At 72.5% G+C, this 15,764-nt stretch carries 13 protein-coding genes and 1 pseudogene; 2 read left to right on the top strand and 12 right to left on the bottom strand.

Annotated features, from left to right (window positions below; translation table 11 throughout):
- Window positions 1-221: 221 nt before the first annotated feature.
- Entirely contained in the window at window positions 222-1,565 is a 1,344-nt protein-coding gene (locus NQU55_RS22130; RefSeq protein ID WP_168092772.1) for a phthiocerol/phthiodiolone dimycocerosyl transferase family protein, read from the top strand.
- 69 nt (window positions 1,566-1,634) lie between these two features.
- Here the strand turns inward: NQU55_RS22130 and NQU55_RS22125 are convergent, their stop codons facing one another.
- The 10 genes from NQU55_RS22125 to NQU55_RS22080 all read right to left on the bottom strand — a co-directional run bounded on the left by NQU55_RS22125 (window position 1,635) and on the right by NQU55_RS22080 (window position 12,592).
- Window positions 1,635-2,933 carry a nucleotidyl transferase AbiEii/AbiGii toxin family protein gene (locus NQU55_RS22125; RefSeq protein ID WP_168092773.1) on the bottom strand — a complete coding sequence of 433 codons (1,299 nt, stop codon included), beginning with the start codon at window positions 2,931-2,933 and terminating at the stop codon, window positions 1,635-1,637.
- Window positions 2,930-3,637, bottom strand: a complete 708-nt coding sequence (locus NQU55_RS22120; protein ID WP_256790992.1) for a hypothetical protein — start codon at window positions 3,635-3,637, stop codon at window positions 2,930-2,932. The genes NQU55_RS22125 and NQU55_RS22120 overlap by 4 nt, the downstream gene beginning before the upstream one ends.
- A 175-nt stretch (window positions 3,638-3,812) precedes the next feature.
- Window positions 3,813-4,946, bottom strand: a complete 1,134-nt coding sequence (locus NQU55_RS22115; protein ID WP_168092774.1) for a GDSL-type esterase/lipase family protein — start codon at window positions 4,944-4,946, stop codon at window positions 3,813-3,815.
- Entirely contained in the window at window positions 4,943-6,244 is a 1,302-nt protein-coding gene (locus tag NQU55_RS22110) for an MFS transporter (RefSeq protein ID WP_256790991.1), read from the bottom strand. Before NQU55_RS22110 ends, NQU55_RS22115 begins: the two co-directional genes overlap by 4 nt.
- Window positions 6,241-6,933, bottom strand: a complete 693-nt coding sequence (locus tag NQU55_RS22105; RefSeq protein ID WP_168092775.1) for a FadR/GntR family transcriptional regulator — start codon at window positions 6,931-6,933, stop codon at window positions 6,241-6,243. The genes NQU55_RS22110 and NQU55_RS22105 overlap by 4 nt, the downstream gene beginning before the upstream one ends.
- A 49-nt stretch (window positions 6,934-6,982) precedes the next feature.
- A complete protein-coding gene (locus tag NQU55_RS22100; protein WP_168092776.1) occupies window positions 6,983-7,825 on the bottom strand; it encodes a methyltransferase domain-containing protein in 843 nt (280 codons plus the stop codon).
- Between the two features lie 53 nt (window positions 7,826-7,878).
- The gene (locus NQU55_RS22095) at window positions 7,879-9,099 is read right to left on the bottom strand and encodes an acyltransferase family protein (protein WP_168092777.1); all 1,221 of its coding nucleotides are present in this window, start codon (window positions 9,097-9,099) and stop codon (window positions 7,879-7,881) included.
- Window positions 9,100-9,183: 84 nt separating this feature from the next.
- Window positions 9,184-10,140, bottom strand: coding sequence for a VOC family protein (locus NQU55_RS22090; protein ID WP_168092778.1), 957 nt, complete (start codon window positions 10,138-10,140; stop codon window positions 9,184-9,186).
- Window positions 10,141-10,187: 47 nt separating this feature from the next.
- Entirely contained in the window at window positions 10,188-11,378 is a 1,191-nt protein-coding gene (locus NQU55_RS22085; RefSeq protein WP_256790990.1) for a DegT/DnrJ/EryC1/StrS family aminotransferase, read from the bottom strand.
- A gap of 41 nt (window positions 11,379-11,419) precedes the next feature.
- On the bottom strand, window positions 11,420-12,592 hold the full coding sequence (locus NQU55_RS22080; protein ID WP_256790989.1) for a sedoheptulose 7-phosphate cyclase: 1,173 nt from the start codon (window positions 12,590-12,592) through the stop codon (window positions 11,420-11,422).
- Between the two features lie 704 nt (window positions 12,593-13,296).
- Between NQU55_RS22080 and NQU55_RS22075 the strand changes: the two genes are divergently transcribed.
- Window positions 13,297-14,187 carry a LysR family transcriptional regulator gene (locus NQU55_RS22075; RefSeq protein WP_168095266.1) on the top strand — a complete coding sequence of 297 codons (891 nt, stop codon included), beginning with the start codon at window positions 13,297-13,299 and terminating at the stop codon, window positions 14,185-14,187.
- Between the two features lie 96 nt (window positions 14,188-14,283).
- On the opposite strand, the gene NQU55_RS22070 is transcribed toward NQU55_RS22075, so the two are convergent.
- The gene (locus NQU55_RS22070) at window positions 14,284-15,225 is read right to left on the bottom strand and encodes an NAD-dependent epimerase/dehydratase family protein (protein ID WP_168095265.1); all 942 of its coding nucleotides are present in this window, start codon (window positions 15,223-15,225) and stop codon (window positions 14,284-14,286) included.
- 28 nt (window positions 15,226-15,253) lie between these two features.
- A pseudogene (locus tag NQU55_RS22065) lies at window positions 15,254-15,634 on the bottom strand (enoyl-CoA hydratase-related protein); the annotation flags it as partial.
- Between the last annotated feature and the right edge of the window lie 130 nt (window positions 15,635-15,764).

The raw sequence follows: 15,764 nt of genomic DNA, 5'->3' as shown, positions 1-15,764 counted from the left end.
GGGAACAGTATCGAGATCGGCGCCGGACGCGGGAGTGAGGGCAGGCTCGGCCTGAGCGCGTCGCCTCGTCGCTCGCGCCGAGGTGACCTGGCCCCCTTCCCTCAGGGGGGCCAGGTCCACCCATGAGCGGTACCCGGCCCCATTCTCCCGCCCGGAACCGGCCGGAAGGGTGGTGAGTGCCGCCGCAGTCCGGCGGCGAGACCTCAGCGACGGAGTCCGAAATGACCACGCAGCGTGCCCTTTCCCCCTTCGAGACCGGCTACTTCAGCGCATCGGACCGGTTCGGGAGCATCCCGGTCGCCGGCATGCCCCTGTTCATCGGGTCGGTGGTGCGCGGCCACGTGGACGCCCTCCTGCTGCGGCGCGCCCTGGCCGAACTCGCGGCCGTACACCCGCTGCTGCGCTGCCAGGTGACTGCGGAGGGCGGGGACGGCGGGAGCGCCGGGCAGGAAGGCGCCCTCGCGTTCCGGACCCGGGAAGACTTCCGGCCCCGGCTCGACGTCACCGAAGGCGGTGACGACGCGTTCCTCCGGCTGATCAACTCTCCGCAGGACTGGGCGGCCGGCCTGTTCCGGGGATGCCTGCTGCGCGACGGCTCGTCGAGCCGGGTCGTGCTGGTGATCCACCACGGGATCGCCGACGGCCGGTCCGCGTTCGCCCTGCTCGACGAGATGTGGCGCCGCTACACCGCGCTGGCCTCCGGCACGGGCCTGCCCGTGCCGGTCGGGAGCCGGCTGCCGGACGCGGTGGACACCCGGCTCGCCTCCGTCGTGGCCGACGCGGAGGTCGACGAGCTCCCCGGCGTGTTCGCCCGGGCGGCCGCCGGCGGACCGGCACCCGCGATGCTGCGACCGGACGCCGACGGCACGGCCGAGGATCCGCTGGGCCGCTTCGCCCTGGACCGCTTCGAGCTCGACCCCCGGACCACCGAGGGGCTCGTCGCCACCTCCCGCGCATACGGTCTGACCGTCAACGCCCTGCTGTGCGGGGCCGCGCTCGCCACGCTCCGGGCGCTGCTGGAGCCCGTGACGGGCGCGCTGCCGATGATCTGCGGCAACGCCGCGGACCTGCGCTCCTCGCTCCGGCCCGAGCTGCCCGCGAGCACCGTGCTCAACTGCGTCTCCGGGCTCGGCACGATGCTGTCGGTGGACGCCGGCGCGGATCCCGTCGCGCTCGCCCGGGAGATCTCCGCCGACGTCCGCGCCGCCCTGGCCCGGCGTGATCCCGCACGCTTCCTGCTCGCCTCGCAGCGGGTCCGCAGCGCGTCGGAGGCGGCGGCCTTCCGCACTCAGCCGACGGTCGCCGTCTCCAACGTCGGCCGGATACCGCGCCACCCGGCGCCCGCGGGCCTGAGCGTCGTCCGAGACGAGGCGTACGCGATGGCGGCGGGGATGCCTCCGAAGCTGACCGCGTTCACCTACGACGGACGGCTGACCGTGCAGGTCGAGTACGACACCGCCGTGTACGGCCGGGAGCGGATGGGACGGCTGGGCCGTGACCTGGAGGCGGCGCTGCGGGAGATCGCGCTCGCCCCCGCACCGGCCGGCTCCGGCCCCCGCGTCTAGCCGGGGTCGGGGTCGCCGACGCCGGTCATGGTGACGTTGCCGCCCCCCGTCCCGGTCGCACGGCGCTCGTCAGGCGCCGCAGGCGGCCCTCAGGCGGGCGGCGGTGCGGAAGGCGTCGCCGCGCCAGCCGTTGCGGTAGGGGTGACGCGGGCCGTCGTGGCGCGTCTCGCGGAAGGACGCCAGCACCTCCGCTGCCTCTTCAAGGGTGTGCTCCTCACTGCCGAGGAGTTCACGGACCGCGACGAGCGCCTCGATGCAGTGCAGTGCGCGCGCGGCGAGCCACTCCTCGACGGCCGCCATGCCGCCCGCCTCGCGCTCGCCCCGGAGGAGGCCCGTGGTGTACTCGAAGGCCGCGGCCAGTTGTGCGTAGGTGCCGTCCTCCTCCGGGTGGAACCCCGGGGCGAGGGCGACGATCAGGCGCGTCAGCCAACCCTCCCCGTCCTCGGCGAGGGCCGCGTGGTCCTTGGCGAACTCGTCCCAGTCGGCCTCGGTCGCGTGGTAGAGGATGTAGCTGAGGCTCGCGGGCTCGTCCGCCTCGGCCAGCACCCGCTCCAGGAGCGGGTACGGGACCCGGACGTGCTCCGCGAGCAGCACGGCGTCGTAGAGGTCCTTGGCCTCGGGGTGCATGTCCGTCACCAGCCACAGGAGCTTCCACACGAGCGAGAGCTCCGGGCTCGCCGCCGGCATCGGCACCCCGGGGAGCACCTCGGTCCGTACGGGTGGGGCGGGCAGGGTCTCGTTGAAGACGAAGTCGAGCTGGACCGTGCCGGAGGGCACACCGTCCGCGACGGCCGTCCACGGCAGGACCAGGCGCCGGCCCGGCACCCGGTCGTAGGTCCAGATCTCGTCGCTCACCGCGCCCGTCGCGTCGATCCGCACCGGGCTCCCGGTCTCCCGCGAGCGCTCCTCGGCGGCCCGGGCGATCTCCTCCAGCATCGTGTCGGTGCGGGCGTCGCCGAGCTGCCAGGTGTCGGGCACGACGACGAAGTCCAGGTCGCCCGGCTCCCGGGCGGCGTCCCCGAACCACGCCTTGAGCAGCACGCTCCCGCGCAGCACCAGGTGCTCCGCCCACGGGGAGCCCGCGACCGCCGCGAGGGTGAGGCCGAGGGCGCGGCGCCGGGCGGCGTACCAGGTGCCGCCCGTCGCCGGGTCGGTGAACTCGGGCTCGCTCAGCCGCATGCCCAGCGCGTGGTGGTTGGCCGCCGGGTCGTACACCGGGTGCTGGAACACCCCTTCACCCGGCACCGGGAGGAGCGTGCGGGGAAGATCCCGCTTCACCCGGGTCTCCTCGTCCGGCGGCAGCTGCGGGACGACCGCCTCGGCGTCCCACGGCCCGTACTGGAACTGCTCCCACGGTGTCGTCGTCATGCGCCCGTCCCCTCTGCGTCATCGTGGCCCTCGTCGATCCAGCCGGCGTCGAGCGACTCGTCGCTGTCGTGGACGACGAACTCCCGCTCCTCGGAGACGACGGTGTACCCGCCGGCCCGCACGGCCGCCACCAGCGCGTCCAGCCGGGCCCCGGCCGTCCGGCGCCCGACCGCGCGGCAGCGCTGCGTGACGAACCGCTCGGCGCGGCCGTCGGTGCGCACCCGGCGTGCGTTGCGCGACAGGTGCGCGCAGTGGGCGGCGGCGAGGCGGGCCGGCACGACGAGGTCCGTACCGGGGGCGAGCAGCAGTTTCAGGTGGTGCTCGAAGTAGTAGCGCGACCCGAGGGCCGCCGCCTCCGTGTCGGTCTCCGGTACCCCGTCGGCCCACGGGGCCGCCTCGATCTTCGTCCGGACGACCGTGAACCCGGCGCCGTCCAGTCCCCGGGCCGCGTCCTCCACCGCCGCCCGCACGTCCGGCAGCGCGCCGGAGCGGCGCAGGGTGAGCATCGGCTGGCTGGGGGTGCGGCCGCGGTCCAGCAGGATGTCGGTGAACTTCATCCCGTGGTCCGCCGCGTACCGCTGGAGGGCCTGGTCGGCCCCGGCGGTCGTGGAGGGGCGGACGGTCAGATGGGCCTCGAAGTCACCGGCGAAGGCCGGTATCGAGGCGGTGGGCGGGGGTGCGGGTGCGGTGGTGCTCGGTATCACCGGCACATGATCGCAGGTGGGCGGGGCCGCGCTCCCGGAATTCCACCGCCGCCCGCTTGCGGTGGTGCGGCGAGCGGCCCTTCGAGGGGCGGGCGGTGGAGCGGGGGCACCCCGCACGGCCGGGGGTGCACGAGACGTGCGCCGTGCAGGGTGGGTTCGAGGGACGCCGGTGGCGTCAGAGGGCGAGTGCGCCGAGGTCGACGGCGGCGGCCATGGCCAGGGCTCCGGCGTCGTTGAGGTGCATGCCGTCCCCGCTGTCGAACTCGGGGCGGATGTGGTCCGGCCGGGCGGGGTCCTCCACGGCGCGGGCGACGTCGAAGACCGAGTCGAAGGTGTCGCCGGTGCGGAGCCACTCGTTGACCTCGCGCCGGGCGGCCAGGCCCTCGGGGGTGTTGTGGCCCGGGTAGATGGCGCCGGCGAACGGGCCGATGGTCGCCGCGTGGATCGTCAGCCCGGCGTCGTGCGCGCGGCGGGCCAGCTCGGTGAACCCGGCCGTCAGCTCGCCGGCCGTGGCGGGGGGCAGGCCGACCATTCCGGGCAGGCCCAGGTCGTTGATGCCGAAGTTCACCAGAACGTGGGCGGCGCCGGGCACGGACAGCACGTCCTGCTCGAAGCGCGCCAGGGCGTGCTCGCCGATCTCGTCGGTCAGCAGCCGGTTTCCGGCGATGCCCTGGTTGACGGTCCAGCCGCGCTCCAGGCGCCGGTTGAGCGCGTCGACGGAGCGCCGGTTGGCGCCGAGGGTGGTGCCGACGCCCTCGAACCAGGAGTCGCCGAACGCGACGGCGACCGCCGTGCCCTCGGGCGCGAGGACGTCGATCCCGGTCACGTAGAACCTGGCCTGCACCTGTTCGGCTCCGGGGAGGGCCGTGGCCCCGGCCCGGTTCCCGCCGGTGACGTAGGCCGTCTCGACGGGCATGTGCGAGTAGGTGGCCGGGCCGGTCTGCGCCGGCAGGTAGAGGCTGAGCACGAGATCGGCGCCCGCCCGGACGGACAGGCCGACCGGGTCGCTGACCACCTCGCCGCCCGCCGGGACCGTCACCTGCGCCGAGCCGTCGAACCGTACGCAGGTGTCGGTCTCGGCGACGATCTCGTCGGCCGTCTTGCGCTCGGCCACCCGGGCCTCGGCGACGGTCAGCGGGGCGCGGCCGTAGCGGTTGGAGAGCCGCACGCGTATCTGCTCGCCGCCGCCCGCCATGTACAGGACCTGACGGACCGTCTGGTCGTCGAAGCCGCGGGGCTCGGTGAGCCGGATCTCCTCGTACGGGCTGATCACCGCGCTGCGGAATCCCGCCACCCACTGCTGGGTCATGACGCGCCTTTCTCTCGTGTGCCTGTCGTTCGTACGGTCGATTGGGTGAGTTCGCCGGGTGCCGTCTCCCGGGGGAGCGCCGCCCGGGCCGCCACCGTCTCCGTCCCGGTGCCGCGCAGCCGCCTCGCGAGGGCCGCGCTGATGGCCAGCGTGACCAGGCAGAGGACGGACAGCACGAGGGGCAGGGCGCCGACGTCGTACTCCTCGATGACCGCGCCCAGCGTGGGCGGGAAGGCGACGGAGCCGAGCATGGCCGCGGCGATGACGTAGGCCATGGCGTTGCCCGCGGCGGGGGCGGAGCGGTTCAGCCAGTTCAGGCCGTTGGGGAAGATGGGGCCGATGCACAGCCCGGCGGCCGCGTACGCCCAGGGGGCGAGGCCCGGCACCGGTACCAGCAGGACGCTGACGGTCATCAGGGCGCAGGCGCCGGTCACGATCGCGGCGGGCGACCAGCGGCGGGCCAGCGGGGCGACCAGGAAGCGGCCGACGGTCATGGCCAGCCAGTACGCCGACGTCGCGACGGTCGCACCGGTCATGCTCTGACCGAGCGCGTGCAGGTGGGTGGGCTCCCAGTTGCCGATGCCGCTCTGCACCGCGAAGTGCAGCATGTAGACGGCGACGAACCCGGCGAGCACGACGGCCGTGCCGCGTCCGCCGGAGCGGCGGGCGGGGGCGGGGGAAGCCCCGGCGAGTTCGGAGGGCGTCGGGCGGGCACGGATCCCGCGGACGCACGCCAGGGGGATCAGGGTCAGGAAGCCGATCGCGATGAACGTGGCGCCGTAGCGTTCGGGGCCGGTGACGGCGATGACGGCCGGCGCCAGGACCGTGCCGAGGCCGAAGCAGCCGTGCGCCACGTTGAGCAGGGCCGGTCCGCGGGAGCCGAGCCCGATGAGGAACAGCCGGCTGATGGCGAAGTCGACGCCGCCGAGGCCGAGTCCCGTGACGACCGCGGCCGCCAGCATCAGGGGCCAGGTCCCGGAGAGGCCGAAGGTGACGGTGCCCGCCAGCATGGTCAGGTAGGACGAGGTGAGCAGGGCCCGGTTGCCGATGCGGTGATGGACGGCGTTGAAGCCGAGGACGCCCACCACCGCGCCGAGGGACTGGGCGGCCAGCGCCATCCCGGCCGTCGGCTCCGACAGGCCGAACCGGTCGCGCAGCGCGGGGACCACCGGGCCGTACAGGGCGATCAGCGCGCCGATGATGACCATGCCTAAGCAGGACGCCACCACGGCGGTGCGGGAGAACAGCGGCTCCTGCTCGCCTCGGGCAGAAGGCGACCCGCCGCCCGGGGCCGTCACTGCGCGTCCTCGCCGGCCGGCGCGAGCGTGGTCAGGAAGGCGGCCACGTGCTCGGCAGCCGCCTCGCGGGCGGCCTGCGGGTCGCCGCCGTCGATCGCCTCCAGGATGCGGGCGTGTCCCGGGTCCCCGTAGTGCTCCTCGGGCCGGCGCACGCCGCCGACCCGGACCGAGTCCCGGACGGAGCCGAGCATGCTGCCGTACAGACGGGTCAGCACGGGGTTGCCCGCGGCCTCGACGACGGCCGTGTGGAACTCCACCGCCGCCCGGTTGAACTCGCCGGCCCTGCCGTCCCGGTGGGCGGCCGTCTGACGCTCGTACACCGCCGCGAGACGGTCCAGGTCGGCCCGGCTGCGGCGTTCGGCGGCGAGTCCGGCCGCCTCCACCTCCAGGCCGCGCCGGGTCTCGAGGACGTAGCGGAGCTCGACGTCGGCCAGGTAGCGGGTCAGGACGGCGTCGACCTCGTGGGTGCCGCGCACGAACGTCCCGCGGCCCTGCGCCGTCTCCAGCAGGCCCACGTACACCAGGGCCTGTACCGCCTGGCGCAGCGTGCTGCGGCTGACCTCGAGTTCTTCCACGAGCTCGTCCTCGATGGGGATCTTGCTGCCCATCGGCCACCGGCCGCTGACGATCTCGGACTTCAGCCGGTCGATGGTGCCTTCGATCAGTGCTGAACGCGGTACTGCGCGCACTCCGCTCACCTCCTCATAGAACATATCATCATCCCTTAGTTAGGTAACCCTAACTCACGGGAGGGGCCGGCACCGTGCCGACGGCGACGGTGGTGCCCTCGCTGACGTACCCGTGCCGGGAGCGGAGCGGATGGTCCTCCGCACCGGCATCGGCGAACGGCACCATCCGGTGGTCCCAGCCGCTGCCCAAGCCGCGTGCCTGCCGGGCGATCAGGGCGCAGATGCGGGTCCAGAACCGCAGGGTCTCGGGCTCCAGCGGAGCGATGTGCTCGATCACCGTCGTGTGCTGGCGCACCGAGGCCAGGCCGGCCTCGCGCAGCCACCGGTGGAGTTCACGGCTGCGCAGCAACTGCCGGGCGTACGGGCAGGACGGGGCCGCCGCGCGGAAGAAGTCGGTGAGGAGGAACGGATCGCCGGGCCGCACCGCGAGCGCCGTGACGTCCGGCACCTGAACGGCCACCAGCCCACCCGGCCGCACGACCCGGCGCAACTCCCTCAGGGCCCGTTCGAGCATGCCGTCGTCCAGGTGCTGCAGGACGTCGGCGCACCACACGGCGTCGAAGGAGCCGTCGGCGTGGGGGAGGTCGAGGACGTTCGCGTGGCGCACGTCCACGGCGCGCCCGGGATCGTACTGACGCATGCGCTCCTCGGCGATCGCCGTGTTCCGCGCGATCCGGTCCACCGCCGACACGCGCCCTTCGGGGCCGACCAGCTCGGCGAGCCAGGGCAGGAAGTCGCCACTGCCGCAACCCGCGTCGAGTACGTGCCATCCGGAGCCGATCCCCACCTGCTCCAGCGCGGACTGGTAGGACTGCAGGCACGTGGCGGGGCGGGCGTGGACCAGGGTGGGAGCAGCGTGTTCCGGCTCGATGACGCGGTCCAGGGTCAGCATGTCGATGTTCCTTAGGTGTGCTGGTCGGGTGAGGACGAGGCGCGCGGCCGGCTTCAGCTCTTGTCCGCGGCGGCCTCGGCGGGGCGCCGCGCCGCGTGCTCCGTCCCGGGCCGTACGAGCGGGCCGCCCGCGGCCACGGGAACGCTCTTCCGGGAGGAACGCCGCGTCGTCAGCAGGCGCATGGCGGGCATCTCCCACCACCGGTAGACCGCCCAGGCGATCAGCAGGGTGACCGCCGCGAAGGCCGCGGCGAGCGCGGACGCCGTCCAGGCGTTCCAGGACCTGTCGTGGCCGAGCAGGTCGTGCCCGATCCGCAGGACGGTCTGGTGCACGAGGTAGAAGGCGAAGGACACCTCGCCCAGCCACACCATGGACCGGCTCCTCAGGGGGGACTTGCGGCCCTCCAGGTCGGCCATCGTGACGGCCGGGATGAAGAGCGTCAGAGGGATCACGGTGATGGCGGAGAGACCGTAAAGGACGGGGGCCTGGACTGCGGCGGCGTAGCCGATCGCCAGCAGGCCCGTGGCCACCGCCACGGGAATCCGGGGCCAGGCGCCGTCCTTGACCAGCTTCGCCACGGCGATGCCCAGGAGGAACTCCAGGCAGCGCGACACCGGGAAGGCGTAGACCAGCCAGTACTGGCGCACGGACACACCGCTGTCCAGCTCGGGGTGCGACACGTCGAGCGGCATGCCGGGCCCGCCGTGCAGGAGGCCGGCGACCACGGGCAGCAGCCAGACGCCCGCGACGGTCGCCGCGACGACCGTCCAGGTGCCGGTCCGGCCGAGCCGTCCGACGAACCGCGCCAGCAACGGGAACATGAGGTAGAAGAACAGCTCGCAGCACAGCGACCAGCTCGGCCGGTTCACGCTGAAGAAGAAGTCGAGGCGCGGGATCCACGTCTGCACCAGCGCGAGGTTCGCCGTGGCGGATCCCGCGGCGACCTGCTCCCCGAACAGCAGCAGGAGGGGCAGGGTGAGCACCCAGAGCAGCAGGTGGTTCGGGTAGATCTTCGCGAGGCGGCGGCGCAGGAATTCACGGGCGGGCCGGTTCGGTTTCGCCGACCAGGCGAGGACGAATCCGCTGAGGATGAAGAAGAACGAGACGCCGACGCCGCCCGCCGGATTGAAGATCTTCGACAACACCGGGTTCGCGCTGTCGTCGTACAGCTTTTCCACGCTCAGGTGGAAGAAGAAGACCAGCAGGGCCGCCACGAACCTCAGGCCGGTCAGGGACGGGAGCCGCGAGTCGGCGAGTGTCCGTTCGTTTTTCATGTTTCCCCCATGAATTCTTGCTTCTGGTGGTGCAGACGGTGCCGCGCCCGGCCGGGCCGGGCGCGGCACCCGTATCCGTGTCCGTCAGGCGGTGAACTCGACGTCCAGGCCCGAGCCCGCGGTGAGCAGGGTCCCGGCCCCGGCGGTCCCGGTCTCCGGGGACCCGGCCCCGGCCGCTCCGGTCACGGAGAAGCCGAAGCGGCGGGTCAGCTCCGCGACCGAGCCGGCCGGGTCGTCCGAGCCGAAGGTCATGCGGGACGCTCCGACGGCGAGCCGGTCGCCCGTCCGCCGGCCCTCGTCCACCACGTGCTCGAACAGCTCGATGTTGGTGTGCTCTCCGATGCGCACCATGGCCATCTTCGACAGCGCCGCGACGGGGGTCTCGAACTGGCGGCCCATCAGATCCCGGTCGGAGGAGATGACGGACCCCAGGACGCGCCGGCCGCCGAAGCAGCTCGTCAGCAGCTCGACCGCGGCCTCCAGGTCCCGGACGCTGTAGCCCACGTGGTCGATCCCCATCAGGGTGGGGACCGGGGACGCCTCCTGCGGCACCTGGCCGTGGAACAGCTCCGAGGCCTCCGCCGAGGGGGACTCGGGCCACTCCTGCAGCTCGCCGTACGCACCCCAGGGGAAGCGGAAGTACACCCACTTGTGGTGGCGCAGCGCCCCCTCGGGGATCTCCATGACCTCGCCGAGGATCCTGATCCCCGGGCACTGCGCGAGGAACTGCGCGGCCTGCTCGATGTTCCCGGTGCGGAAGCAGAAGTGCGCGGTGCCGATGTCCACGACCGAGGCGTCGAACGCCGCCCCGGCGGTCGCCTCGTACGAGAAGAGGCGGAGCCGGGTCTGCGGGTCCAGCTGCAGCAGGACGCTGCGGGCGGGCACACCGTGGTCGTCCACGGAAACCGCTCCGGGGCCGTCCGCCGTCTGCTCTCCGGGCGCGGCCGGCAGCACCTCGGCGCCGAAGACGGTCCGGAACAGGTGCGCCGCGGCGTCCACGTCCGGAACCGCCATGGAGAAACCGTCCAGGCTGTTCTTCACCGAATGCTCCGATCCATGTGGCGTGAGGGGAAGGGGGGCGCGGGCGGTCACGCGAGCACCGCGGACCGGACGGCGGAGTTGAACGCCTCGGCGGCCCGGGCGACGTCCTCCTCGGTGCTGCGCACGCCGACGCCGAACCCGGAACCGAGGTGCGCGTCCGAGACGCCGACGGAGATGGCGACCGAACGGGACAGCAGGTCGTCGGTGCGGGGGAGGTCGCCCTGCGCGTAGCGGATCGATGTGTTCCCGCTCAGCTGGGGCATGTTGCCGTAGTAGTGGCGGCCGGAGTCGACGAGCGGCTTGGTGGAGAGCCCGGCCGCCACCTCGCGGGCGCGGTCCGCGCTGTCGAAGGTGTGGACGACGACGTTGGCGCAGTCGCCCTCGGCGTCGTTGAGGACGCGCTGCCGCATGCCCTCCTGCGGCTCGATGAGCTCGACCAGCCGGTTCCTGATGCCGCGGGTCCCGGCGAGCACGGTGTCGACCCGCTGCAGCTGGGCACAGGCCACGGCCGCACTCAGCTCGGGCATGCGCAGGTTCAGGCCGAACGTGGCCTCGCCCGTGCCGGCCCCGTTGTTGTCGCGCAGGGGCGGCCAGCCCTGGTCCTGGTAGGCGAATCCGCGGGCGTAGGCCGTGCGGTCGCGGAAGACGGCCATGCCGCCCTCGCCACAGGTGATCACCTTGAAGGGGTTGAACGAATAGGCCCCCGCGTCGCCGATCGTCCCCAGCCGGGAGCCCCGGTAGCTTCCGCCGCAGGCCTGTGCGGCGTCCTCGATGAGCAGGATGCCGTGACGGTCGGCGATCTCCTGCAGCCGTGCCATGTCGCACGGCGCGCCCAGCATGTGCACGGCCATGACGGCACGCGTCCTGGGCGTGATCCTGCGCTCGACGTCCTCGGGGTCGAGGGTCAGGGACTCGTCGACCTCCGCGAGGACGGGCGTCGCGCCGAAGTGGCCGATCGAGCCGATGGAGGCGACGTAGGTGTAGCCGGGGACGATGACCTCGTCGCCGGGGCCGATGCCCAGCCCCGCGAGGACCGTGGCGAGGGCCGAGGTCCCGCTGTTGACCGCGATCGAGGGGCCGCTGCGGAAGAGGGCCTCCAGGTCGCGCTCCAGCCGGCGGACGAAGGAGTGCTTCTCCGGATCGTCGAACAGGTACCGGGTGAGGCTCCAGTTCTCGAGTACCTGGTCGATGTTGCGTCGCTCCTCGTCGCCGAGGAATTCAAATCCTGGACCCGGCACGGGTCTCCTCCTGGTGTGGTGGTGCGTAGGGGGTGCGGTGCTCAGTGCTGCAGGGCGAGGGCGGGCAGGTCCTCGCCGGCGGACTGCGCCACGGCCTTGAGCAGGGCGGTGACCTGGTGCAGCTCGTCCCGGGTCACCTCCTGGGTGAAGGTGCAGGAGCCGATCTCCTGGACGACCGGCAGGTTGAGGCTGCCGTCGCGGTGCAGCCGCGCCTCCTCCATGGCGCGCTCGAGCATGTCGATGTCGTAGAACAGCGGGTGGTCGAGGGGGAGTCCGACGCGGTGCATGGTGCGGGCCACCCGCTGGACGTCGGTGCCGCCGAGCCAGCCCCGGACGTACGAGAGCAGCGCGGTGAACAGGCAGTCGATCGCCACCGCCTCGCCGTGCAGCAGCTCGGGGACGACCGCCATCTCGATCGGGGGGCTGAAGGTGTGGCCGTAGTCGACGATGCGGCGCAGGTCCTTCTCCCAGAGGTTCTGGCGCAGCTCGGACTGCATGCCGTCGATGGCCCGCGTGACGACCTCCTCCGCGGGCTCCGTGCGGAAGTGCGAGGCGACCAGGTCGGGGCCGTGCTCCTCCAGCAGGGAGAACAGGCGGCTGTCCTTGATCATGGCCATCTTGAGGATCTCGCCGCACCCGTTGACCAGGTGCCGCCGGGGCAGCGAGGCGAGGAGGCCGGTGTCGACGACGGTCCGCATCGCGGGGTGGAAGGTGCCCAGGCGGTTGCGGTTGCCCTGGTGGTTCACGGCCGTCTTGGCGGAGACGCTGCCGTCGATCATCCCCAGGAGGGTGGTGGGCACCCGTACCCAGGGAATGCCCCGGCGGTAGATGCTGGCGGAGAAGCCCGCGACGTCGATCAGGACGTTCCCGCCGATCGCGATCGGCGGGTTGCTCTGCCGGCGCGCGCCCGACCGCTCGAGCGCATCGACGATGGCGAGGCACGTGTCGAGGTTCTTGTTGACCTCTCCGGAGTCGACCTCGATCACCTCGACGGCCACGTCGTGGGCGGCGAAGTACGCCTTGACGCGGTCCAGGAGAAACGCGGACAGCGCCGCGTCGAGTATCACGAGCTGCTTTGCGGACGAGGCGCTGCGGTCAACGGTTTCGAGGAGCAGCGGGTTGTCCGGGGAAAACACGTCCCTGGTGATGGCGACGTGGTATTTCACCTGCAGTTCGGCTTCGATGTCCAGCGTGTTCTGGATGGCGGGAGACATGGGTTTTCCCTCCTGGGTGAATACATGAGGGGAACAGGGGAAGCAGCGCATGGGGGAACCACAGGAAAGGGTTTCCAACCGGCCGGGAAAGCCCTTGCGCTGAGCATGTATCGAACCCTAGGCGGGCTTGATCGCCAAGTGAAATTACTACTGCGCATCATTTATTCGGCACACGTATGGACGCATGCGCCGCACGCCTGCTCCTCGCGGGCCCTCGCTCCGCCCGGACCTCTCCCGAGGGAGGATTGCCTGTACAGAAGGGGTGGGATCAAGCCTCCCGGCTCAAAGCCTTCGTCTGTGATCAGCGTCATAAACGCCCCGCCCTTTGGGAAAACTTGACGGATTGCGGTGTTTATGGAGCTGTTGCGGCTCACGCGGGCGTAAGAGGGGTGTTAAAAGTACAGAGTTGGTAAAGGGGAGCTCAAGTGGCTGGGGCGGCCGGGGCCGATGTGGGCCGGTGAGGGGCTGGTTGCGTGATCAACCGGCGTCTCGTCGGCATGGCCCGGGTGCTAGGTTTTCGGTGCGTACTGACCGTAAGAACGGGGGAGCGGCGGGCGTGCAATGGTGCACGCGGGTGCCGCACGGTTATTCAGCGAGAGAACCGGATGAGCGACCGGTTTTCCCGGCGCCGTCACGCAGGCTCCCCTTTTGTGTTGCGTCCTGGTCGATCCGGTATCCCAGGAGCGTATGAGGGGGCTTTGACGATGCGTGAACAGGTGCGTCCGGCTGTCGGGAACACAGATGTCGACCTGTCCCAGTTCCGGTGCTTCATAGCGGTCGTCGAGGCGGGCAGCTTCACCGGCGCCGCCCAGCGCCTCCACGTGACCCAGCCCACCGTCTCCCGCGCCGTCCAGCGCCTGGAGACCGCGCTCAACGCCCGGCTCCTGAACCGCTCCACGCGCCACCTCAGCCTCACCCCGGAGGGCAGGACGTTCCACGCCGACCTCCGGGAGGCGTACGTCCAGCTGGACCGCGCGATCAGTCGGCTGCACTCGTCCTCGGTCCTGCGGATCGGCTTCTGCTGGCTGCTGCCCGAGCAGTTCTCCCGGTTCGTCACGCGGTTCGCGAAGGAAGCCGGGGTCGACTTCGAATTCGTGCGCGACGACACGGCCACGGCCGGCCTGCACAGCGGGCACACCAACGTCGCCCTGCTGCGCCGCATCCCCCGCGACCTGCCCGTCGCCGCGCTCCCGCTGTGGGAGGAGACCCGGGTGGCGGCCGTCGCGCGCAACTCGCCGCTCGCCCGCCGCGACCACGTGGACTGGGCGGAACTCGCCGACTGGCCGCTGGTCCGCAACACGGTGAGCGGAACGACGTCCCCGGACCTCTGGCCGCCCCGGCACCGTCCCGAGGTCGGCGCCGTGTGCAGCAACCACGACGAGTGGCTGGAGGCCGTCGCCGCCGGCCGGGGCATCGGCACGGTGCCGGAGCTGGCCGCCCGGCGCAACAGCCATCCGTCGGTGGTGTACGTGCCGGTGCGGAACGCCCCCGCGGTCCAGGTGTCCCTCGCGCTGCCCGAACGGGGCGCGCACCCCCTGGCCGAGCAGCTTGCGGCTGCCGCGGGCAGGGAGTTCTCCGCGGCCCTGGCCCGGTGAGCCTCCCGGCACCCCGGCCGGCCGGCGCCGCGGCGAGGGAGACCCGCCGCCGCGAAGGGGATCCGCCGCGGCGAAGGAGGCCCGGCCCCGCCCGGGTCAGCCCGTGGTGGCCAGGCGCTCCCGCCACCACTCCACCGTCGCCTTCACCTGCTCCTCGACGGGCGTGGCGCGTACCGTGAACGCGGCCTCGTAGGCGCCGGAGTCGGTCACGAACGGGCGGTCGAACTGGTAGCGGATCTCCCTCAGTTCGCGGAGGAGCGGGGAGAAGAGGGACGCGACGCTCAGGATCGCCGGTGAGAGCCGGCGGACCGTGACCGGGCCCGAACCCGCCTGGGCGCCCAGGCGGGTGATCATCTCGCGGGTGGAGAGCGGGGGTTCCGTCGGGGCGTGCCAGGCCCTTCCCCAGGCCCGTTCCTCGCCCGCGACCTCGACCATGGCCCGGGCTACGTCGGGCAGATAGGTCCAGCTGTGCGGGGCCTCCGGGTCGCCGAGGACGGAGACCGGCTTGCCGCGCAGCAGTCCCGGCACGACCCGCGCGGCCAGGTGCCCGCCGTCGGTCACGCCGGGGCCGAAGAAGTCCGAGGCCCGCACCTCGACCGCCTTGATGCGGCCCTGCTCGTGCAGGCTCCGGGCCTGCTCCCAGACGGCGGCGCGCGCCTTCCCCTTGGGGCCGGTCGCGGAGAGCGGCAGCTGCTCGGTCAAGGGACCGGCCACCGGGCCGTAGCCGTAGAGGTTGCCCAGCATGACCAGGACGGCCCCGGTGGCCTCGGCCGCCGCGCAGAGCGACGAGGCCAGCGGCGGCCAGTCGCTCGCCCAGCGGTGGTACGGCGGCGCGGCACAGCTGAAGATCGCGCTCGCGCCCCGCGCCGCCCCGGCCAGCCGCTCGCCGTCCGTGGCGTCCAGCGCGATGTGCTCGATGCCCGGTTCCGGGCTCCGCCCCGACCTGGTGACGACCCGTACCGCATGGCCCTGCCCGGCCAGCAGCCGGGCGGTGGCCGCACCGGCGGGCCCGAATCCCACGACTACATAAAGACTCACATGCGCACACTAGCGCGAATGCTTACGCCTACCTGTTGGTGAACTCCGGCGGACGCTTCTCCACGAAGGCGGCCATACCCTCCTTCTGGTCCGCGGTCGCGAAGGCCGTGTGGAACAGCCGGCGTTCGAAGCGGACGCCCTCGGCGAGCGTGGTCTCGAAGGCGCGGTCGACGGCCTCCTCGGCCATCGTGGCGACGGGAGCCGACATGCCTGCCACGGTTCCGGCGACCGCCGGCGCCTCGGAGAGGAGCTTCCCGGCGGGCACGATCCTCGACACGAGGCCGGCGCGCTCGGCCTCGCCGGCGTCCATGGTGCGGCCGGTCAGGCACAGTTCCATCGCCTTGGCCTTCCCGACCGCGCGGGTCAGGCGCTGCGCGCCGCCGATGCCCGGGATGATGCCGAGCTTGGCTGGCCGAAGACCGTGGTGTGATCACTTCCCCCGACGTGATCACTTCCCCGGCCTGATCACTTCCCCGGCCCGGTCACTTCCGCGGCCCGGTCACTTCCGCGGCCCGGTCACTTCGGCCGCTTCCCCTACC

Source organism: Streptomyces telluris (assembly GCF_024519335.1).
Classification (GTDB): Bacteria; Actinomycetota; Actinomycetes; order Streptomycetales; family Streptomycetaceae; genus Streptomyces; species Streptomyces telluris.
Note: the sequence above shows the minus strand (reverse complement) of the source record. Positions and strands in the feature narration are given on the sequence as shown.